Consider the following 20,431-nt stretch of genomic DNA (forward strand, 5'->3'; position numbering starts at 1 on the left):
CCCTCAGCACCGCCCGACGCGGCGACCACTCCATGAAGCGTGCGATCACCGCCACCGCCGCCTGCCTCGCGGCCGCCTCGCTGGCGGCCTGTGCCAGCGTGACGTTCCCCCCGGCACCCGTCACGCGCGCCAAGGGCTACGACGGGCCCACCCTGCCCGAGTCCGAGGTGGCCACCGTCTTCATCCTCGACGGGCGGCCCCGGTATGAATCCGGCTACATCTGCCAGGTGGACGGCAGGCCGGCCACGCCCCAAGGCGGCTGCGCCTCGGTGGTCTACCTGCGCCCCGGGCCGCACCAGTTGTCCATCCGGTACCAGTCGCCGACGGAGGTGGGCGAAGGGCAGACCGGCCTCGAGGTGGAGGCCGGGCGGCTCTACCAGCTCAACGCCACCTCGTTTCGCACGCGCAACCGCGGCATGATCAGCGTGATGCCCATGCCGGAGGGTGCCCGGCTGACCCACCGGAACGTGGCACCGGGCCTGTTCCCGGGCGGCCAGGCCGACGAACCGGTGCCCTACGGCGAACGCTGAGCGGCGCCCCGATGGCCGGCGCGTCAGCCGCCGTCCAGGCGCGCAGCCGGCAGCTCGCGCAGCGCCTTGCGCAAGGGCTTGAGCCGCCCGTCCAGCGTCACGAAGATCAACGGCACGGGCCAGTCGAGCGCGGCATGGTGGTGGACCACCTCCGCCCGGCGGCGGCGGTAGCGGCCCCACCAGGTGAGCTGGAAGGCCATGACGAACTGCACCGCGGTGGGATCGGCCGGGATCTCGCGCCGCGCCAGGTACACCGCGGCCACGCGCGGGTGGGCGTGGGCCGCCAGCTGCGCGCGCATGGCGGCGCGCGTCGCGTCGTCCAGCCCGTCGGGCAGCAGCCGCTGCCCGGGGCCGATGTGCTGCAGCTGCTGCGCGCGCAGCGTCTCCAGCGCATCGCGTTGGCGCCAGCGCTCCGCATGGCGCTCGGCCGCCTCGACGTCCCCCTGCCTGCGCAGATGATCGTGGGCACGCTCGCACGCCGCCTTGGTCGCTTCCGGGTCGAGCGCCACCGCACGCTCCAGAAGGGCCAGGCCGGTGGCGTCGTCGCGGTCCACGCGGGCGGCACCTTCGAGGAACAGGCCGAGTGCATGGTCGGGATGGGCCGCATTGAACGCGGCGATCTGGTCCACCACGTCGGAGTCCGGCTCCAGCCGCAGCATCAGCCGCAGGCGCTCGATGTCCTCGTCCACGGTGCGCTGGGGGGCGGCGCGCAGCTCGGCCAGGCGCCGGAGCTGGGCCTGGACGTCGGCATGCCGCTCGGCCCACGGCTCGCTCACGGCGTCCTTCCATCGGGACTGCAGTTCCTGCCGCAGCGGCGCCAGCAGTGCGCCCAGCCACGCCTCGGCCGCGCTGTCGCCGGTGAGCGCGGGCGGCAGCGCCGAGGCCGGCTCGAGCGCTGCGGCCGGCAAGGCCCGCATGGCCTGCAGCCGGGCGCGCAGCGTCGGATGGGTGTCGGTCACCTGTCCCGGCCGGTCCAGCGCCTCGGCCAGCCAGCGCGGCGCGTCGTCCACCGCCGGGGCCTCGCCGGCGTGCTCGGCCCAGCGTTGCATCAGGTCCGCGGGCGGCACCGGCTCATGCACGATGCGGTCGAACGTGCGCGCCATGAAACGCTGGTGCAGCGGCGCCACGAGGTTGACGCGCTTCAGGGCATGGGCCGCGTGGTCGGCACCGACCAGCTCGGCCGACGCTGCATCCGCCTGGTACTCGTCGGCCCTGGCCAGCACGAAGGTGTAGGCGTTGAAGTACGGTGCATACCAGCGCACGAGGGGCGCCACCAGACGACCCAGCCAGCCCTGCACCTGCCCGGCGTGGTCCTGCACCGTGCCCCAGGTGTGGCGCAATCGATAGATGAAGGCCGAGAAGCGCCCGTGCGAGCCGGCCAGGTGGCCGTACTCGTGCGCCACCACGGCCAGCGCCTCCTGGGGCGGCATGCTTTCCAGCAGCGGCAGGCCGAGCAGCAGGTAGTTGCGCGGCCAGCCCACCAGGCCGAAGGCGGGCCGCTGCACCACCGCAGCGTTCACCGCGTCGACGATGAGCACATGGTGAAAGCGCGGGCCGCGCATGCGTTGGCGCATGGCGTCCATGGCGCTGAACAGCGCGGGCGCCTCGCGCCGGGTGATCTCGCGCCCCTGGGGCACGGGCAGCCGGACCGTCAGCGCCTTGAGCGACGCCTTCACCAGATACCACAGGGGGATGGCGAACAGCAGCAGCAGCTTGCCCAGCTTCAGCAGCAGCAGCAGCGCCGTGCCGCCGCTGAAGGCCACCGCGGCCGCCAAGCCGGCCAGCAGCACGAGCCCCGCGCCCGCCAGCCCGAGCAGCATCCCCAGGATGGCGAACCCCAGCAGCGCCAGCAGCGCCACCTTGGCCCGGTACAGACGCGGCGCCTCGGCACTCTCGCGCTCCAGGCGCGAGACCATGGCCGTGAACTGGTCGATGTGCATGGCTCTCCCTCTCCAAGTCGATGCGTGTCGCGCCTGCCGTCTTCTCGCGGCTGCGGCGTCCGGCGGCGGCCGGCCCGTGTCATGCGCCGAACAACTGTCCCACATCCAGCAGCGTGAGCACGCCCAGCACCGCAAAGACGGCGGCGGCGATGGCGTGCACCACGCGCATGGACACCTTCTGGGCGATGCGGTCGCCCAGGAACACGGCCGGCACGTTGGCCAGCATCATGCCGAAGGTGGTACCGGCCACCACCGCCACCACGTCGGTGTAGCGGGCGGCCAGCGCCACCGTGGCGATCTGGGTCTTGTCGCCCATCTCGGCCAGGAAGAAGGCGACCACCGTGGTGCCGAAGACGCCGAAGCGGCGAGTGTCGGTGCCGGCGTCCTCGGCGATCTCGTCGGGCACCAGCATCCAGCCGGCCATGGCCAGGAAGGACAGGCCGATCACCCAGCGCAGCGCGGTGGGGCCCAGCAGCGCGGCCACCCAGCCGCCCAGGGCACCGGCCGCCGCGTGGTTGGCCAGCGTGGCCACCAGGATGCCGGCGATGATGGGCAGCGGCTTGCGGAAGGCGGCCGCCAGGACGATGGCCAGCAGCTGCGTCTTGTCGCCCATTTCACCGAGGGCGACCACGCCGGTCGAGACAAGAAAGGCTTCCACGCGTTCACCCGGGAGCAAACCCGGCAGTGTACCGGCGGGGGTGTGCGCGCCCGGGTGGCGCCCGGGTGGCTCAGGGCCAGTGGCGGGCGAACACGGGCGCGAAGCCCGGGTCGGCCTCGATGCGCTGCAGCACGGCCAGGAAGCCCGGCCGATGCTGCGCCAGGTGAGCGCGCGTGCCCGACCAGCGCGAGACCACCGCGGCCATCAGGTCCAGCGCGCCGGGGCGGTTGTCACCGCCGAGGAAGCCCTGCTCCCCGGCGAGCGCGCCGAAGGTGTCGGCAAAGATCTCCCAATGGCGGTGCAGCTGGGCCCGGGCCGCCTGCCGGACGGCCTCGCGTGCGGCCTCGGTGGTGTCGGTGGTGAAGCGCTCGGGGTAGTCGCTCTGCGTGATGGCGCTGTAGCAGTTGGCGGCGATGAACACCAGCCCGCGCAGCACCTGGGCGCGGCGGGCGGGGGCGGCGGGCAGCAGGCCGCTGTCCGGGTGCGCCAGGCCCAGGTGGATGAGGATGGCCGCGCTTTCGGTGAGCACGCTGCCATCGGGCAGCACCAGCGTGGGAATCTGCCCGAGCGGGTTCACCCGCCGCAGCTCGTCGATGGCGGAGTCGGGCTCCCACTGGGAGGCCCGCACCACCCGGAAATCGACGCCGCAGCGCTCCAGCGCCGCCTCGGCGATGGACGAGCCGCTGCCCTGAGAGCCGTAGAGGATGTGCATGGGGGTCGCTCCGATGGTGGGGCCAAGCGCGTCAGCCGAGGGTGATCGTGGTGCGCACGCTGCCCGCGCGGCCGGCCGTGGCGTGCAGGGCGAGCGTCGTGCCCGCGGGGGCGCGCACCCACCACTCCACGCGCGCCCGGTCAGCGGTGATCTCGCGGTCCGGCAGGAAGGCCTGCAGCGAGTTCTTCGGTGCATGGCCCTCCAGCGACGGGCCCTCGACACGCGGCGTGCCGGTGACCAGGTGCGCGCCCTCGGGCAGCTCGATGCGGCACACGCAGCCGCGCGCCGTCTTGCGCTCCAGCGCCCGCTTGGTGACGTGGCTCGGCAGGTAGCCGGCGTTGCCCACCACCAGGTGGACCCGCCAGGTGGCGTCGCCGCCCGAGGCCGCGGCGTCACCGTCCACGCGCTGCGCGCCGCACGCCACCACCTCCAGCCGCGGCAGGCTCATGCCCAGCCGGCCCAGCCAGGCCGGAAAGCGCGCGGCCTCGCGCTCGCGCAGCGCGGGCGGCGGGTTGCGCCAGTAGTTCATGCGGTCCCAGCCACCGATCTCCACCTCACCCAGCTGCGGGTGCTGGAACGGCCGCCAGTCCACGTGGGCCTGGCCGCCGCACTGCCCGTCGCTCCAGGCGAGCAGCTTCAGGTCGTCCTCGGGCGGGTGGTCGCGGTACCAGTGGATCCAGTCGTAGCCGGTGATGCCGGCCTCCTTGTTGGGCGCCCAGATCTCCACCGTCCAGAACAGCGCGCCCAGGTGCTCGTACACCCAGTCCTGCGTGCCGGTGATGATCTCCTTGGGGTGGTACTTGAAGTCGTGGAAGGTGCTGATCGCCGGGTAGCCCGTCAGGCGCGAGCCCAGCTCGGACAGGCGCTTGAACATCCACAGGTCCTCGGGCGTCATGTCGTCGTCGCCCTGCGTGCCCATGGGGCGCAGGATGACGCCGGAGTGGGTGTGGAAGCTCACCGCCGCGCCGATGTTCGGGTGGCGCACGATGAAGTCCACCATCGCCCGCACCTCGGGCTCGCTGGTGGGGTAGGGGCCGGCGCCGAGCTGCTCGAACTCCTGCCGCCAGTAGGCGGGGAAGTTGCGGTTCAGGTCCAGGCCTTCCACGTCCTTGTTGACGCGGATGGTGGTGCCGTCGAAGCCGGGCTCCAGCAGGCCCTCGGGCATCACGCGGTAGTAGGTGCCGCCGTGCTCGCCGGGCTCGCGGGGGATGAGCAGGCGCGGCTGCTGCGGGTGGGGCTTCCAGCCGCCGTGCGGGTCGCGCACGCGCATCTGCAGGATGCGGCCGTCGCCGTCGATGTCCTGCACGGTCAGCCCGTCCACCGGCGGCTCGTCGAAGGGGTAGGGCCGGGTGGACGAGCGGATGTGGCGCGGGCGGTCGGCCAGGGCCAGCTCGGCGCCGTCGGGGTTCAGGCGCGGCACGAGGTACAGCGCGCGCGTGTCCAGCAGCTGCGTCACCTCGGCGTCGCTGCCCTGCCGCGACAGCAGGTGGTGCAGCCAGTACAGCACCGCGGTGCTGGCGGTGAGCTCGGCGGCGTGGATGTTGCCGTCCACCCACAGCGCGGGCTTGGTGTCGTCCGCCCCCGTGGCGCGGTTCGTCAGCACCAGCAGCCAGATGGGCCGGCCTTCATGGCTGCGGCCCAGCTCACGCAGCTCGACCAGGCCGGGCCGCGCCTCGGCATAGGCGCGCAGCAGCGCCGTCAGCTCGTCGTGGCGGTAGAAGCGGGAGAAGTCGGGGCTGGGCAGCGACGTGGGCAGCGGCGTGGGGGTCATGCGCTCTGAGGCAGTGGCCAGGGGTGCGGCGAAGTGTCGCACCCGGGCCCTGGCACCGGCCGCGTCATTGCCCCTTGAACAGGCCCTGGAAATGGCGCGACACGGGCAGCCGCTCGGGCCGGCCGCGCAGGGTGAGGTGCATGCTGCCCTCGTCCACGCGCACGGCGCTGGCGATGTGGCGGTGGTTCACGATCACCGAACGGTGCACCTGCCAGAACTGCGCCGGGTCCAGCTGGGCGAGCAGCTCCTTCAGCGGCGTGCGGATCAGCGCCTCCGCGGCGCCGCTGCCGTCGTCGTAGGCCACGCGGGTGTAGCGCGCATCGGACTCGAAGTACACGATGTCCTCCACGCGGATGAGCCGCACCTCCTTGCCCACGCTGGCCTGGATCACCGGGGGCGTGGCGGGCCGGCGCAGCTGCCCGGCCAGCTGGGCGAGCAGCGCCTGCACGTCCGGCCCGGCCGGCTGGCCGAGGCGGCCGCGCACGCGCTGCACGGCCTGCGTCAGGCGGGCGGCGTCCACGGGCTTCATCACGTAGTCCACCGCACCGGCGTCGAAGGCGGCCAGGGCATGGTCGCCATAGGCGGTGACGAAGACCACCGGCACCTGGCCATCGATGCGCCGCGCCACCTCGATGCCCGACAGGCCAGGCATGCGGATGTCCAGGAAGCAGACCTGCGGCTCGTGCTCGAGGAAGGCGTCCCAGGCGTCCACGCCGTTGGCCGCCTCGGCCACGATGCACGCGCCCGGCCAGGCCTCGCGCAGGGCGGCCACCAGCTGGGCGCGCGGGGCCTCCTCGTCGTCGGCGACGAGCACGGTGACGCGGTCGGTGGGAGACGGGATGTCGGTGGAGTTCATGTCGGGGAAGGGGCCAGAAGGGTCTCAGGGGGCGGCAGGTCGACGGTGGCGACGCAGCCGCCGTCGGGCGCATCGGCCAGCTGCAGGCGCGCGCGCTCGCCGAAGGCCTGCGCCAGCCGGGCTCGGGTGTTCGACAGGCCCACGCCGGCGGCGTCGGGCACCGGGCCCGGCGGCAGGCCCGGGCCGTCGTCGGCCACCCCGACGCGGGCGCCACCGCCGGGCGTGGCGGTGCAGCGCACCGTCACCCGCCCGCCGTGCAGCCGCGGCGACACGCCGTGCTCGATGGCGTTCTCCACCAGGGTCAGCAGCAGGCCGGGCGGGAGGACGACACGGAGCGCGGCCGGGTCCGCGTGGACCTCGCTGGCCAGGCGCTCCCCGAGGCGCAGCCGCATCACGTCGAGGTAGCGCTGCACGGCCTGCAGCTCGTCGGCCAGCGGCAGCACACGCCGCTCGAACAGCGGCAGCGTGGCACGCAGGTAGCCGGTGAGCGCGGCCAGCATCGGCCCGGCACGGTCGTCGCGCGTGTCCACCCAGTGCTGCAGCGAGGCGAGCGAGTTGAACAGGAAGTGCGGCTGCACCTGGGCGGTGGCCAGCTGGCGCGCGAGCTCCAGGGCACGCTCGCGCTCCTCGTGCTCGCGCAGCCGGGCCTCGATCTGGTGCGCGCGGAACACCGTCACGAACCAGTAGGTCAGGGTGGTCAGCCCGAACGCGGCGGCGCCGAAGTGGAAGATCCAGTCGCGCGCCGCCCCGGGCGCCATGCGCCAGCGCAGGCCGAGCGCGAACAGCAGGAACACCGCCACGACCAGCAAGGTCTCGCGCAGGAGCGTGCGCCGGGCGGGCTCGGCCCACAGCCGCAGCGCACCGTACCAGGCCGCCACGTAGACGGCGACCAGCAGCCCCGCCAGCCGCGCCACCTCGCCGGCCGGCGCCGCCTGCAGCGCGCCCTGCGCCAGCATCGCCAGCGTGATGGTGAGCATGACGCCGAAGGTGCGGCTCGGCCGGTCGCGGCCCGCGCGCGCCATCTCGGCCGCGGTGAAGCGGCGCCGCGGCCCGGGGTACCACAGCTGGCTCCAGTCGATGCGGTCGGCGGTCGGGGTGTCAGCGGACATGCTCGGCCTCCTCGGCCAGCACCAGCTCGATGCGGGCGCGCACGCCCGGCGCGGCGTCGTCCAGCACCAGGCGCGCGCGGTCGCCGAAGCGGTGGGCCAGCCGCTGGCGCACGTTGCCCAGGCCCACGCCCTCCTGCCAGCCGGGGGCCAGGCCGGGGCCGTTGTCGGCCACCTCCACCTCGCAGCGGCCGGTGGCCACCCGGGCCCGCACGTGCACCTCGCCGCCGTCCAGGCGCGCGCCGGCGCCGTGTTCCACCGCGTTCTCCACCAGCGTCAGCAGCAGCCCGGGCGGCAGGCGCACGGCGCGGCTGGCGGCGTCGGCCCGCACCGTGCCGCGCAGCCGCTCGCCCCAGCGCGCCTGCATCACCGCCAGGTAGTGCTCGGCCAGCGGCAGCTCGTCGTCCAGCGTGGCGCTGTCGCGGGCCAGCAGCTCGGTGGACCCGCGCAGGAAGCCGGTCAGCGCGCGCAGCAGCGGCGCCGCGCGCGGGTCGGCGGCGTCCACCCAGTGCTGCAGCGCCGCCAGGGTGTTGAAGATGAAGTGCGGCTGCACCTGCGCCTGCAGCGCCGCCAGCCGGGCCTCGGCCGCCTGGCGGCGCGCCACCTCCAGCGCCTGCTCCAGCCGCAGCCGGGCCAGCTCGCGGGCCATCTGCCAGCGGCGCAGGCGCGCCATGATGGCCATCACCACCACCAGGGCCACGCCGCCGAGCAGCAGCACCGGCGCCGCGCGCAGGAAGGCGTCGCCCAGGGGGGCGACGAACTCGCCCGGCGAGCGAGCGCCGTGCACCGTGGCGCGCGCCACCAGGAAGCCGGTGAGGGCGCCGGCGAAGGCCATGCCGGTGACGATGACCGCGGTGCGGCCCAGGCGTCGCACGGTATGGCGCTCGGGCATCAGCCAGGCCGACAGGCCCGCGCCCAGCAAGGCCACCCACACCGCCGAGCTGCACAGCAGCGCCAGCGCCGGCGGAAAGCCCGCCGCCGCCAGGCCGAACGCGCTGGCCACGATGAGCGCCACCACGCCGGCCCAGACCCACAGGCCCTGCGCGCTGTACAGGAAGGTGTCGATGCGCCGGGCCTCCTCGCGCAGGCCGGGCTCCATGCGGTCGTACCAGGGGCTGGCCCAGCGGAAGTAGCAGCGCTGCACGCGGTTCAGGGGCGGGGCGCCGGCGGCGGGGGTGTCCATGGCGGCGCAGTGTAGGCACCGGCGGCGGGGGCCGGCGCGCGGCCGCGGCGAAGTGCCGGCCCGGCCGCATGGACGGCGGCTGCCGTGCATGGATGGCGGGCCGCCGGAGCGCAGGGCCGGGGCGTCAGGCCAGGGGCTGGCCGTCCACGAAGGCGCGCAGCTCGCCCGGCTGGAAGGCCGTCCAGGCCTCGTCGGCGGTGAGTGGCTCGGTGGCGATCACGGCCACCCGGTCGGCCGGCGTGGTGGCCGCCGCGAAATCCACCCGCAGGTCCTCGTCCTTCAGGCTGGCGGTGGCGAAGGGGTGCTGGCGCACCAGCCAGTGCAGGTGGGTGGAGCAGTGCGCCCACAGTGCCTGGCCGTTGGACAGCAGCATGTTGAAGGTGCCGTGGCGGTGCAGCTCGGGCACCAGCTCGGCCAGCGTGCAGCTGAGTTCGCGCACGTCGGGCACGCCGGCATGGGCCTTGGCCAGCTCCTGCATCAGCCAGCAGAACGCGCGCTCGCTGTCGGTGTCGCCGACCGGGCGGAACGCGCCGTGCAGGCGCGGGCAGAAGCCCTTGAGGTCGCCGTTGTGGGCGAACACCCAGTAGCGCCCCCAGAGCTCGCGCACGAAGGGGTGGGTGTTCTCCAGCGCCACCCGGCCCTGCGTGGCCTTGCGGATGTGCGCGATGACATGCCGGCTGTGGATGGGATAGGTCTTCACGAGCCGGGCGATGGCCGAGTCGCGCGCGCTCGCCGGGTCGATGAAGACGCGCACGCCGCGGTCCTCGAAGAAGCCGATGCCGAAGCCGTCCTTGTGCTCGTGGGCACGGGTGGCCAGCCCGGTGAAGCTGAACATCACATCGGTGGGCGTGTTGGCATTCATGCCCAGCAGCTGGCACATGGCCGCATTGTAGGAAGTGGGACGCCCGGGGCCGCCCCGATGCCGCAGCGCGCCGGTTGTCCCCTATGCTGCGGGGGTTTCCGGGAGCCGCTGCGTGAGCCCAACCCCAGGCGACAGTGTGGTCGCCGGCCTGTCCCTGCTGCAGGGTGCCCGTGAGGCCCAGCTGGAGCGCGACCGGGTGGCCCTGCGCGCGCTCGTCGGCGTGTGCGTGGGGCTGGGCGCGCTGTCGGCCCTGTCCGTGCCGGTGCAGGCGATGGCCGGGCACCCCAGCGACCTGTCGGCCGCGCGCATGGCGCTGGCGGGCCTGCTGTGGGCGGCCGCCGTGCTGGCGGCCGGGGTGGGTCGCCGGGCGGGCCCCCGCGTCGCGTGCGCCGGGCTGCTGGTGCTGCTGCAGGTGGGCTTCGCGGCCTACGCCGCGCTCACCGGGCTGGGTCTGTTCTCCATCATGCTGGCGGCGTCGGCCATGCTGCTCGCGCTCGCGGGCCCGCTCGTGGGCCCCGCGTGGTCCGGCGTGATGGGCGTGCTGCAGGCGGTCATCCTGGTGCTGCTCTGGGAGGCGGAGCGCAGCGGCGCCGTGGCCCCGCTGGTCGAGGGCACGCTGGGCGGATCCACCTCGCGCGCCATCTCGCACGGCCTGCTGTCGCTGGGCTCGCTGCTGGTGGGCCTGGTGATGTCGCGCCAGGTGGTGCGCAGCCTGCACCAGGCCTGGCAGCAGGAGCACCGCCTGGCCGAGCTGCTGCGGCTGGGCAGCGACTGGACCTGGGAGGGCGACCGCCGCGGCCGGATCCGCCACATCTCCGACTCCTTCGTGCGCCACACCGGGCGCCAGGTGGCGGAGTTCCTGCACATCGGCCAGCCGGGCGGGCCGCAGCCGCTGGACGACGCCGACTGGGCAGCGATGCTCGACGACATGCGGGCGCGCCGCGCCTACCGCAACCGCACCGTGACCTTCACCTGCGCGGACGGCACCGTGCTGGTGGTGCGCGGCAGCGGCGAGCCGGTGTTCGATGCCGCCGGCAAGCACGTGGGCTGGTGGGGCATCTGCCAGAACGTGACCGCGGAGGTGCTGGCCTCCCGGGCCCTGGCGGAATCGCGCGCGATGCTGGACAACCTGGTGCAGCTGACGCCCGACGCCATCACCGTGGCCAGCCTGCGCACCGGCCACATCCTGCTGGCCAACCCCGGCTTCCTCGCCATGGCGGGCTACGACCGCCCGGAGCAGGTGCTGGGCCAGTCGGGCCAGGGGCTGGGCCTGTGGCGCGACCCGGCCGACGCCGAGCGGCTGCGCCTGGCGCTGGACGCACCGGGCGGCGTGGTGCGCGGCATGCGGTCCACCGCACGCCGGCCCGACGGCGCCGAGCGGGAGGTGATGATCTCGGCCGCCCGCTTCGACTGGGCCGGCGAGCCGGTGGCGGTGATCCTCACGCGCGACATCACCGAGGACGAGCGCGCCCGCCTGCAGGGCGACGCCATCCTGCAGCATGCGGCGGTGGGCGTGGCCCTGGTGCGCGGCGGCGTGATCGAGCGCGCCAACCCGCGGCTCGAGCAGCTGCTGGGCCAGCCGGCCGGCAGCATGGCGGGGCAGCCGGTGGCGCGCTACTTCGGCGGGCCGGCGGCCTACGAGCGCTTCATCGCCACGGTGCGCGAGCGCCTGCAGGCCGGCCACCCGGTGCAGCTGGAGCACCCCTTCCTGCGCCCCGACGGCAGCACCATGCTGGCAGAGCTGCGCTCGGAGCTGGTCGACCCCCGTCGGCCCGAGGAGGGCGGCGCCATCTGGGTGCTGGAGGACATCACCGAGCGCCGCCGTGCCGAGCAGGCGCTGGCCGAGGCCAAGGCCGTGGCGGAGGCCGCCAGCGCCGCCAAGAGCGCCTTCCTGGCCCATGTGAGCCACGAGATCCGCACCCCGCTCAACGGCGTGCTGGGGCTGGCGCGGCTGATGGCCACACCCGGGCAGAGCGACGCCCGGCGCCAGGCCTGGCTGCGCTACCTCATCGACGCCGCCGAGAGCCTGAACGGCATCGTGTCGAACGTGCTGGACCTGTCCAAGCTCGAGGCGCGCAAGCTCACGGTCGAGCACATCGCCTTCGACCTGCACGCGCTGCTGGAGACGGTGCACGGCGCCCATGCGGTGCTGGCGGAGGCCAAGGGCCTGCAGCTGCGGCTGGAGCTGCCGGCGGACGTGCCGGTGCGGGTGCTCGGCGATCCCCTGCGGCTGCGCCAGATCCTGTCCAACTTCCTGGCCAACGCGATCAAGTTCACGGCCCAGGGCGAGGTCGTGCTGCGGGTGGCCGCCAGCGGCGCCGGCGGCGCGCTGCGCTTCGAGGTGGAGGACACCGGCATCGGCATCCCGCCGGAGGTGCTGCCCCGGCTGTTCCGTCCGTTCGCGCAGGCCGACGATTCCACCACCCGGCGCTACGGCGGCACCGGGCTGGGCCTGTCCATCGCCCACGAGCTGGCCCAGCTGATGGGCGGCGAGGTGGGCGCGCACAGCCGGCCGCAGGGTGGTGCCGTGTTCTGGCTGGCGCTCACCCTGCCCGAGGGCACGGCCGCCGCCCCGGCCGCCGCCGCCGAGGGCGCCGCCCCGTCGCCCGCCCCCGCCGCCCCGGGTGCCAGCCAGGAACCCCAACCGCTGCGCGGCCTGCGCGTGCTGGTGGCGGAGGACCACCCGGTGAACATGCTCATCGCCACGGAGCTGCTGTCCAGCCTGGGCGCGCAGGTCACCCCCGCCCGCGACGGCGGCGAGGCGGTGCGCCTGTGCCTGCAATCGCCCGACAGCTTCGACGTGGTGCTGATGGACCTGCACATGCCGGTGCTCGACGGCCTGGCCGCCGTGCGGGCGCTGCGGCGCGACGCACGCACGGCCAGCCTGCCGGTGGTGGCCTTCAGCGCCGCCGCGCTGGACAACGAGCGGGCGCTGGCACGGGCGGCGGGCATGAACGGCTTCCTCGCCAAGCCCATGCAGCCGCAGGAGCTGGTGCGGCTGCTGGCGCGCTGGGTGCCGGCGCCGGCCGGCTGACGCGGCGCCGCCGGCCCGCAGGGCACGCGCCTTGCCCAGGCGGGGGCCAGCCCTTCGCCAGCCACCGCTGCCCCTTGCCATGTCCGCCCCCCCTGTCCGCGCCGCCCGCTGGTCGCTGGCCGTGGCGTGCCTGGCCAGCGGCGGCCTCGCCGGCTGCGTGGAGGTGCCGCGGCTGGTGCCCGACCTGGCGCTGCGCGCCTCGCAGGAGCCCACGCGCATCGAGGGCGCGCGCGGCCCGCTGAGCCCCGCGCGCCAGAAGCAGCTCGTCGAGCGCCTGAAGGCCGAGCCGGGCCGGCCCAGCAGCATCCTGGAGCGCCACCTGGCCATCGAGCAGGCGCTCACCGACAGCCCGCTGGTGGCCGACAACCAGGTGACGCTGCTGCAGGACGGCGAAGCCACCTACGGCGCGATGTTCGCCGCCATCGCCGCGGCGAAACGCAGCATCCTGATGGAGACCTACATCCTCGAGTACGACGAGGTGGGGCAGCGCTTCGCCGAGGCGCTGATCGCCAAGCGCCGGCAGGGGCTGCAGGTGAACCTGATGTACGACAGCGTGGGCAGCATCGGCACGCCGGACGAGTTCTTCGAGCGGCTGCGCGCCGAGGGCATCGCGGTGGTCGAGTACAACCCGGTGAACCCGCTGGACGCCAAGAGCGGCTGGGACGTGAACGGGCGCAACCACCGCAAGCTGATGGTCGTGGACGGCGCGGTGGCCTTCCTCGGCGGCATCAACATCAGCGGCGTGTACTCGGGTGGCTCGTCGGGCGCCGGCTCGGGCTCCAAGCCGCGCCGCCGCACCCCCGAGGAGCGCGCACAGGAGGCGACCGAGCGGCCGTGGCGCGACACCCACGTGCGCATCGAGGGCCCCGTGGCGGCCGAATTCCTGCAGGGCTTCGCACGCGCCTGGGCGTCGCAGAAGGGCCCCGTGCTGAACGCCGCCGACCTCACCCTGCCGCCGCCCGCCGTGCGCGGACGGCATGTGGTGCGCGCCATCGACAGTGCGCCGGACGACCCCTACAGCGCGATCTACACCACGCTGATGTCGTCCATCGACCATGCCGAGAAGGAGGTGTGGATCACCAACGCCTACTTCGTGCCGGACCCGCAGCTGCTGGACGCGCTGTGCCGCGCGGCCCGGCGCGGCGTGGACGTGCGCATGATCCTGCCGCGCCACTCCGACGCGCCCATCGTGGTGAGCGCCGGGCGTTCGCACTACGGCACGCTGCTGGAGGCGGGCGTGAAGCTCTACGAGCGCCGCAGCGTGCTGCTGCACAGCAAGACGGCGGTGGTCGACGGCGTGTGGTCCACCGTGGGCTCCACCAACCTCGACTGGCGCAGCTTCGTGCACAACCGCGAGCTCAACGCGGTGATCCTGGGCGACGAGTTCGGCGGCGAGATGCGCCGGGTGTTCGAGCGCGACCAGGCCATGTCCGACCCGGTCACGCTCGAGGCCTGGAAGGCCCGCCCGATCAAGCAGCGCCTGACCGAGTGGCTCGGCCGGGTGCTGCAGTACTGGCTGTAGCGCCCCTGGAGCCGTTCGGGCCGAGCCTGTCGAAGCCCTTGGCGCCGGCGCGGCTCAGCGCTTGCGCAGCAGCGCGTACAGCAGGATGGCGCCGAAGGTGGCGGTGCCGATGCCGCCCAGCGCGAAGCCGCCGAACTTCAGGGTGTAGTCGCCCGTGCCCAGCACCAGCGTGACGGCGGCCACGATGAGGTTGGTGTTGTCGGAGAAGTCCACCCGGTTGTCCACCCAGATCTTGGCGCCGGCCACGGCGATCAGGCCGAACACCACGATGGACACGCCGCCCATCACCGGCAGCGGGATGGCCTGGATGAGCGCGCCGAACTTCGGCGAGAAGCCCAGCACCACCGCGATCAGCGCCGCCACCACGAACATGGCGGTGGAGTAGATCTTGGTGGCCGCCATCACGCCGATGTTCTCGGCGTAGGTGGTGACGCCGGTGCCGCCCGAGGCGCCCGACACCATGGTGGCGATGCCGTCGCCCAGGAAGGCGCGGCCCATGAAGCGGTCCAGCGGCTTGCCGGTCATGGCGCCCACGGCCTTCACGTGGCCCAGGTTCTCGGCCACCAGGATCACGGCCACCGGGGCGATGAGCAGCATGGCCTGGGTATCGAACACCGGCGCGGCGAAGCCCGGCGCGCCGAACCAGGCCGCGTTGACGATGCCCGACACGTCGATGGGCTTGCCCAGGCCGAAGCCGTTCGCCAGCACCGCGTACACCAGGGTGGCGACGATCAGGCCCACCAGGATCAGCAGGCGCTGCAGCATGCCGCCAGTGCGCACGGCCACCAGGCCGACCGCGATGAAGGTCACCGCCTGCATCCACTTGTCGAAGTCGGTGGGCGCCATGTTCTTGATGGGGATGCCGGCCAGGTTCAGGCCGATCACGGCCACCACCGCGCCGGTGACCACCGGCGGCATGAGCTTCTCGATCCACGAGGTGCCCACGCCCATCACCAGCAGGCCGATGAGCGCGTACACCAGGCCGCAGACGATGATGCCGCCCAGCGCCACGCCGATGTTGGCGTTGGCGCCGCCACCGGCGTAGCCCGTCGCCGCGATCACCACGCCGATGAAGGCGAAGCTCGAGCCCAGGTAGCTGGGCACCTGGCCGCCGACCACCAGGAAGAAGATCAGCGTGCCGATGCCCGACATGAGGATCGCCACGTTCGGGTCGAAGCCCATCAGGATGGGCGCCAGCACGGTGGCGCCGAACATGGCGATCACGTGCTGCACGCCCATGGCCACCGTCTGGGGCCAGGGCAGGCGTTCATCGGGGGCGACGACGGTGCCGGGCGTGGCCGGTACCTCGCGCCAGGTGGGCAGCAGGCTCATGCGGTGCTCTCCTCGGGCAGGGGTCTTGTGGATGTGATGCGCTCGCACGGCCCGTGCCAGCGCCCCAGGGGGCCAGTGTATGAAGAAGTGTCGGCGTCGGCCGGCTCAGGCCAGCAGCACCGCGGCCTCCAGCGCCGGATACTGTCGTCGCAGCATGGCCACGCCCTGCGCTGCGCGCTTGCGCCAGCCGGGCCCGCGGGATTGCAGATCCGCCCACGCAGCGGCCAGCGCCTCCGGGTCATGGGTGCCCAGGTAGTCCACCAGCGTGGCCGCCTGGGCCACGTCCTTGAGTGCCTTGGTACGCTGCGCGGCCGGCCGCTCGCCACAGACCAGCAGCTTGTGCACCGCGTAGCGCTCGGCGGGGGGCATGTTCACGACGATGGGCCCGCGCCGGGACAGCAGCACTGCCGGCGCGGCTGCCTCCATGGAAAACTCCAGGAACCTCAGCGGTTGCAGCGTGACGTTCAGTGCCTCCACGTGCACCGGCGCATCGCCGGTGCGCCGCAAGGCCGTCAGGAAATCCAGGTCGAAGTCGGGCTCGTCGGCCTTCTTGTAGGTGCTGCGGTCCGCATTGGGCACGAAGCCCATGCGCAGTGATTCAATGGCCGCATGGGTGTCCACCCGGTCGGGCAAGGCGAGCGACAGGTTGCGCCCGCTGTGCGCGAAGTCGAGGTCGACCGTCGTCGTGCCCAGCGTCCACCGCACGCCGAACATGTTCTGGTAGGCCAGGAAACAATGCGTGCCCAGGAGGACGCCGCCCACCCGGAAGAAGCCGTGGTCGTGCAGGCGCTGGATAACCATGGCGTGGCGCGGGATGACCTCGTCGCAGCCCAGTGCCAGCGCGGCCTGGGCAAGCCGGCGCAGATGTTCGCGCGCCGCCGCGGCCGTGGGGTCCTTGTGCTGGGCGACCAGGGCGTCGAGCTCAGGCGTCGCCTTGCCCAGGTAGGTCTGGAGCAGCCGGCCGTCGGGCTGGCGGATCTGGTGGTACCAGTACCGCTGCCCATGGACCGCCTTGGTGGCGAAGCCGCCCGGCGCCGCGGCGATGGAGCGCGCAGACTCGGCCGACAGCGCGGCGGAAGCCACGCTGGCAAAGGCGGTCTGGGCCGCCGCACTCAGCTCGGCGTACATGGCGTCTTATACTACCTCACTATCCGAAGTAGTATAAGCACGTTCAAGCAGCCGCCGGCTGCCCCTGTGGCTGCCAGCCCTTGGGCACCGCGCCGATGAGGCGGCGGGTGTAGGGCTGCTGGGGCGCGGTGAGGATGTCGCGGGCGCTGGCCTGCTCGACCACCTCGCCGTCCTTCATCACCAGCACCTCGTCGCTGATGAAGCGCACCACCGCGAGGTCGTGCGTGATGAAGATATAGGCCAGCCCGAGCTCGTCCTGCAGGTCCTTGAGCAGGTTGAGCACCTGCGCCTGCACCGACACGTCGAGCGCGCTCACCGCCTCGTCCAGCACCAGCACCTCGGGGTTGAGCGTGAGGCAGCGCGCGATGGCCACGCGCTGGCGCTGGCCGCCGGAGAACTCGTGCGGGTACTTGGCGAAGGCGCGTGCCTCCAGGCCCACCTTGTCCAGCAGGGCGCGGGCGCGCTGCTCGCGCTCGGCCGTGTTCGCGCCGATGCCGTGGATGGCCATGGGCTCGATGAGCGTCTGGCCGATGGTGAAGCGCGGGTTGAGCGAGGCGTACGGGTTCTGGAAGACGATCTGGATGCGCCGGCGCATCTGCTGGCGCTGGGCGTCGCTCAGGTGCATCAGGTTCTGGCCGTCGAACAGCACCTCGCCGCCCATGGGGCCGGAGTGCGGCTCGTGCAGGCGCAGCAGCGTGAGGCCCATCGTCGTCTTGCCCGAGCCGGATTCGCCCACCACGCCCAGCGTGTGGCCACGCCGCAGCTGGAAGCTCACGCCCTTGACGGCGGGGAACTCCTTGCGGCCGAACACGCCCTGGCGCAGCCAGAAGCTCTTGGTGAGCGACTTCACCTCCAGCACCACCGGGGCGGCCGGGTCCTTGGGCTTGGCTTCAGTGCGGGCCCCGCGGCCGGCGATGTGGTCGTCGATCACCATCAGGCGCGCGGGCAGCTGCTCCTCCAGCGTGGGCCGGCAGGCCAGCAGCGCCTTGGTGTAGGCGTCCTGCGGCGCACTGAAGATGCCGGCCACCGCGCCCTGCTCGCGCACGGTGCCGTGGCGCATCACCACCACGCGGTCGGCGATCTCGCCCACCAGTGCCAGGTCGTGGCTGATGAACAGCACCGACAGGCCGTGGCGGGCCTTGAGCTTGGCCAGCAGCTCCAGGATCTGGCGCTGGATGGTGACGTCCAGCGCGGTGGTGGGCTCGTCGGCGATGAGCAGCTGCGGCTCGCAGGCCAGCGCCATGGCGATCATCACGCGCTGCTGCTGGCCGCCCGAGAGCTCGTGCGGGTAGGCCGACAGGCGGCGCTTGGGGTCGGGGATGCCCACCTCGTTGAGCAGCTCCTCGGCGCGCGCCAGCGCCGCCCGGCGCCCCAGGCCCAGGTGGGTGACCAGCGGCTCGATGAGCTGGTCGCCGATGCTGTACACCGGGTTGAGCGAGGACATCGGGTCCTGGAAGACGCAGGCGATCTCGCGGCCGCGCAGTGCCCGCAGGCGGGCGCGGTCGGCCTGCAGCAGGTCCTGGCCCTTCCACAGGATGCGCCCGGTGCGCTCGGCGTTCTCGGGCAGCAGGTTCACGATGCTCATGGCCGTGACGCTCTTGCCCGAGCCCGATTCGCCCACCAGCGCCACGGTCTGGTTCTGCGCGACATCGAAGTTCACGCCCTGCGCACCGCGGCCCACGGCCTCGGCACGCTGCACGACGCCACCCTGCCGCCCCATGCGGAAGGCGACCTTCAGGTCCTGGATGGACAACAGATTCCCGGCCATCACTCGGCCCCCCGCAGCTTCGGATCGAGCGCGTCGCGCCAGGCGTCGGCCATCAACGAGAACGCGGTGACGAACACCGCCATGAACAGCGTGGCCGCGGCCAGCTGCCACCAGTAGCCGAGGATGAGCTCGCTCTGCGCCTCGGCCAGCATGGTGCCCCAGCTCACCTGGTCCACCGGCACGCCCAGGCCCAGGTACGACAGGATCACCTCGCTCTTGATGAAGCCCACCACCAGCAGGCTCATGCGCACGAGGATCACGTGGCTCACGTTGGGCAGGATGTGGCGGAACATGCGCGCCCCGGTGGACGCGCCGATGGCGTCCGCCGCCCGCACGTACTCGCGCGAGCGGTGCTTCATGAACTCGGCGCGCACCTGGCGGTACAGGCCCGTCCAGCCCACCAGGCCGAGGATGACCACCACCGTCCAGATGCCGCGCGGCAGCACCGCATCGGCCCGGTTGAGCACCGCGGCCAGGGCGAAGATGAGCAGGATGTCGGGAATGGCGGTGAACACCGTGTAGAGCCACTCGAGGAAGTCGCCCACCTTGCCGCCGAAGAAGCCCGACAGCGCGCCCAGCAGCGTGCCCATCAGCGTGGCCAGCAGCGCCGCCATCACGCCCACGGCCACCGACACCTGGGTGCCCTTGATCACCTTGTCGAGCACGTCGCGACCGAGCCGGTCGCCGCCGAAGGGGAGGGTCTCGGCCTTGTGCGCGGCCGTGGTCGCGTACTGCTTGGCGCGCTCGGCCCACTCGCCGTAGCGCGGGGCCAGCGGGTCGATGTCGCTGATGTCCACGTTCGGGCCCTTGGGCTGCTCGATGGCGCCGGTGGCCTCGGGCGGCTTCGGGCCCACCACCGTGGGCGGCGCGTTGGCGACGCCCACCTCGTCCTGCCAGTGCGCCGCCACCACACCCAGGCCGGACAACACGATGAGCACGATGAAGGCCAGCACCACGCCCATGGACACCACGCCCACGCGGTCGCGCTTGAAGCGACGCCACGCGGCATGCCACACGCCCTCGGAGCGTTCTGCCGGCAGCGTGGCCTCTGCCTTGGAGGAAAGCACCGCGCTCATTTCAGGACGACTCGCGGGTCGACGACCTTGTAGAGCAGGTCGGTGGCCAGGTTGATCAGCATGGTCAGCATCGCCAGGTACACGGTGGCGGCCTGGATGACGGGGTAGTCGCTGCGGTTCACCGCCAGCAGCACCTCACGGCCCAGGCCGGGAATGGAGAAGAACACCTCGATCAGGAAGGAGCCCACGAAGATGCCCGGCAGGGCCAGGCCCACGTTGGTGAGGATGGGGATCATCGCGTTGCGCAGCACGTGCTTGAACAGCACCGGGCGCTCCGCCAGGCCCTTGGCGCGCGCGGTGCGCACGTAGTCCTGCCCGAGCTCGTCGAGGAAGAAGCTGCGGTACAGCCGCGTCTGCGGCGCCACGCCCACCATCACCGCCAGCAGCACGGGCAGGGGCGCATAGGTGGTGAGGTTGGTCCAGGTGGAGTCGCTCCAGCCCTGCACCGGGAACCAGCCGAGCTGGAAGCCGAACACGTACTGGCCGACGATCACGTAGACGAGGAACGAGATGGACAGCGCGACCGTCGTCACCACCATCAGCGTGCGGTCGGTGAGCGAGCCGCGCACGTAGGCCACGCCCAGCGCGATGGGGATCGCCAGCAGCGTGTCCAGGATGAGGATGGGCGCCATCACCGTCAGCGTGGCGGGCAGGCGGGTGGCGAAGATCTGGCTCACCTGCTCCTGGGTGGCCCAGCTCTTGCCCCATTCGAAGGTACCAATCTGCTGCAGGAAGATGCCCAGCTGCACGTACCAGGGCTCGTTCAGCCCCAGCTGCTGGCGGATGGCATCCACCTGCTCGGGCGTGGCGTTGAGCCCCGCCAGGATCTCTGCCGGGTCCCCCCCGACGAACTTGAACAGCGCGAACACGAAGAGCACGACGCCCAGCAGCGTCGGGATCATCTGCAGCAGGCGCCGGACCAGATAGGCGGCCATGGCGAGCGGCCCGGGCGC

16 protein-coding genes are annotated in these 20,431 nt (G+C 72.9%); 3 read left to right on the forward strand and 13 right to left on the reverse strand.

The genetic code is table 11. The annotated features are described in order from the left end of the window. Nucleotides 1–32 precede the first annotated feature (32 nt). Nucleotides 33–530 (forward strand): hypothetical protein, encoded by a 498-nt coding sequence (locus ACE3UN_RS14855; protein WP_374675749.1) that lies wholly within the window; start codon nucleotides 33–35, stop codon nucleotides 528–530. A 23-nt stretch (nucleotides 531–553) separates the two neighbouring features. On the opposite strand, the gene ACE3UN_RS14860 is transcribed toward ACE3UN_RS14855, so the two are convergent. The 8 genes from ACE3UN_RS14860 to ACE3UN_RS14895 all read right to left on the reverse strand — a co-directional run bounded on the left by ACE3UN_RS14860 (nucleotide 554) and on the right by ACE3UN_RS14895 (nucleotide 9,636). Then, nucleotides 554–2,470 (reverse strand): M48 family metalloprotease, encoded by a 1,917-nt coding sequence (locus ACE3UN_RS14860; RefSeq protein ID WP_374675750.1) that lies wholly within the window; start codon nucleotides 2,468–2,470, stop codon nucleotides 554–556. A 79-nt stretch (nucleotides 2,471–2,549) separates the two neighbouring features. Next, nucleotides 2,550–3,128, reverse strand: coding sequence for a TMEM165/GDT1 family protein (locus ACE3UN_RS14865; RefSeq protein ID WP_374675751.1), 579 nt, complete (start codon nucleotides 3,126–3,128; stop codon nucleotides 2,550–2,552). Nucleotides 3,129–3,198: 70 nt separating this feature from the next. Beyond that, on the reverse strand, nucleotides 3,199–3,840 hold the full coding sequence (locus ACE3UN_RS14870; protein ID WP_374675752.1) for a glutathione S-transferase family protein: 642 nt from the start codon (nucleotides 3,838–3,840) through the stop codon (nucleotides 3,199–3,201). Nucleotides 3,841–3,871: 31 nt separating this feature from the next. Further along, on the reverse strand, nucleotides 3,872–5,611 hold the full coding sequence (locus ACE3UN_RS14875) for a M14 family metallopeptidase (RefSeq protein WP_374675753.1): 1,740 nt from the start codon (nucleotides 5,609–5,611) through the stop codon (nucleotides 3,872–3,874). A gap of 64 nt (nucleotides 5,612–5,675) precedes the next feature. Further along, on the reverse strand, nucleotides 5,676–6,467 hold the full coding sequence (locus tag ACE3UN_RS14880; protein ID WP_374675754.1) for a LytR/AlgR family response regulator transcription factor: 792 nt from the start codon (nucleotides 6,465–6,467) through the stop codon (nucleotides 5,676–5,678). After that, nucleotides 6,464–7,576, reverse strand: coding sequence for a sensor histidine kinase (locus ACE3UN_RS14885; protein WP_374675755.1), 1,113 nt, complete (start codon nucleotides 7,574–7,576; stop codon nucleotides 6,464–6,466). Before ACE3UN_RS14885 ends, ACE3UN_RS14880 begins: the two co-directional genes overlap by 4 nt. Beyond that, complete coding sequence (locus tag ACE3UN_RS14890) at nucleotides 7,566–8,756, reverse strand: sensor histidine kinase (RefSeq protein ID WP_374675756.1); 1,191 nt, start codon at nucleotides 8,754–8,756, stop codon at nucleotides 7,566–7,568. The genes ACE3UN_RS14885 and ACE3UN_RS14890 overlap by 11 nt, the downstream gene beginning before the upstream one ends. A gap of 124 nt (nucleotides 8,757–8,880) precedes the next feature. Beyond that, the gene (locus ACE3UN_RS14895) at nucleotides 8,881–9,636 is read right to left on the reverse strand and encodes a class II glutamine amidotransferase (RefSeq protein WP_374675757.1); all 756 of its coding nucleotides are present in this window, start codon (nucleotides 9,634–9,636) and stop codon (nucleotides 8,881–8,883) included. A 94-nt stretch (nucleotides 9,637–9,730) separates the two neighbouring features. On the opposite strand from ACE3UN_RS14895, the gene ACE3UN_RS14900 reads away from it, so the two are divergent. Together ACE3UN_RS14900 and ACE3UN_RS14905 are read left to right on the forward strand one after the other, a co-directional pair. Continuing rightward, nucleotides 9,731–12,652 carry an ATP-binding protein gene (locus ACE3UN_RS14900; protein WP_374675758.1) on the forward strand — a complete coding sequence of 974 codons (2,922 nt, stop codon included), beginning with the start codon at nucleotides 9,731–9,733 and terminating at the stop codon, nucleotides 12,650–12,652. Nucleotides 12,653–12,731: 79 nt separating this feature from the next. Next, on the forward strand, nucleotides 12,732–14,174 hold the full coding sequence (locus ACE3UN_RS14905; protein WP_374675759.1) for a phosphatidylserine/phosphatidylglycerophosphate/cardiolipin synthase family protein: 1,443 nt from the start codon (nucleotides 12,732–12,734) through the stop codon (nucleotides 14,172–14,174). 54 nt (nucleotides 14,175–14,228) lie between these two features. On the opposite strand, the gene ACE3UN_RS14910 is transcribed toward ACE3UN_RS14905, so the two are convergent. From ACE3UN_RS14910 to ACE3UN_RS14930, 5 genes are all read right to left on the reverse strand, one after another. Further along, nucleotides 14,229–15,506, reverse strand: coding sequence for a solute carrier family 23 protein (locus ACE3UN_RS14910; protein WP_374675760.1), 1,278 nt, complete (start codon nucleotides 15,504–15,506; stop codon nucleotides 14,229–14,231). Between the two features lie 105 nt (nucleotides 15,507–15,611). Continuing rightward, nucleotides 15,612–16,634, reverse strand: a complete 1,023-nt coding sequence (locus ACE3UN_RS14915) for a GSU2403 family nucleotidyltransferase fold protein (protein ID WP_374675761.1) — start codon at nucleotides 16,632–16,634, stop codon at nucleotides 15,612–15,614. 43 nt (nucleotides 16,635–16,677) lie between these two features. Then, a complete protein-coding gene (locus ACE3UN_RS14920) occupies nucleotides 16,678–18,402 on the reverse strand; it encodes an ABC transporter ATP-binding protein (protein WP_374675762.1) in 1,725 nt (574 codons plus the stop codon). Beyond that, entirely contained in the window at nucleotides 18,402–19,478 is a 1,077-nt protein-coding gene (locus ACE3UN_RS14925; RefSeq protein ID WP_374675763.1) for an ABC transporter permease, read from the reverse strand. Before ACE3UN_RS14925 ends, ACE3UN_RS14920 begins: the two co-directional genes overlap by 1 nt. After that, entirely contained in the window at nucleotides 19,475–20,413 is a 939-nt protein-coding gene (locus ACE3UN_RS14930; protein WP_374675764.1) for an ABC transporter permease, read from the reverse strand. The genes ACE3UN_RS14925 and ACE3UN_RS14930 overlap by 4 nt, the downstream gene beginning before the upstream one ends. Nucleotides 20,414–20,431: the final 18 nt, after the last annotated feature.

It is taken from the genome of Ideonella sp., assembly GCF_041918995.1.
Taxonomy (GTDB): Bacteria; Pseudomonadota; Gammaproteobacteria; order Burkholderiales; family Burkholderiaceae_C; genus Ideonella.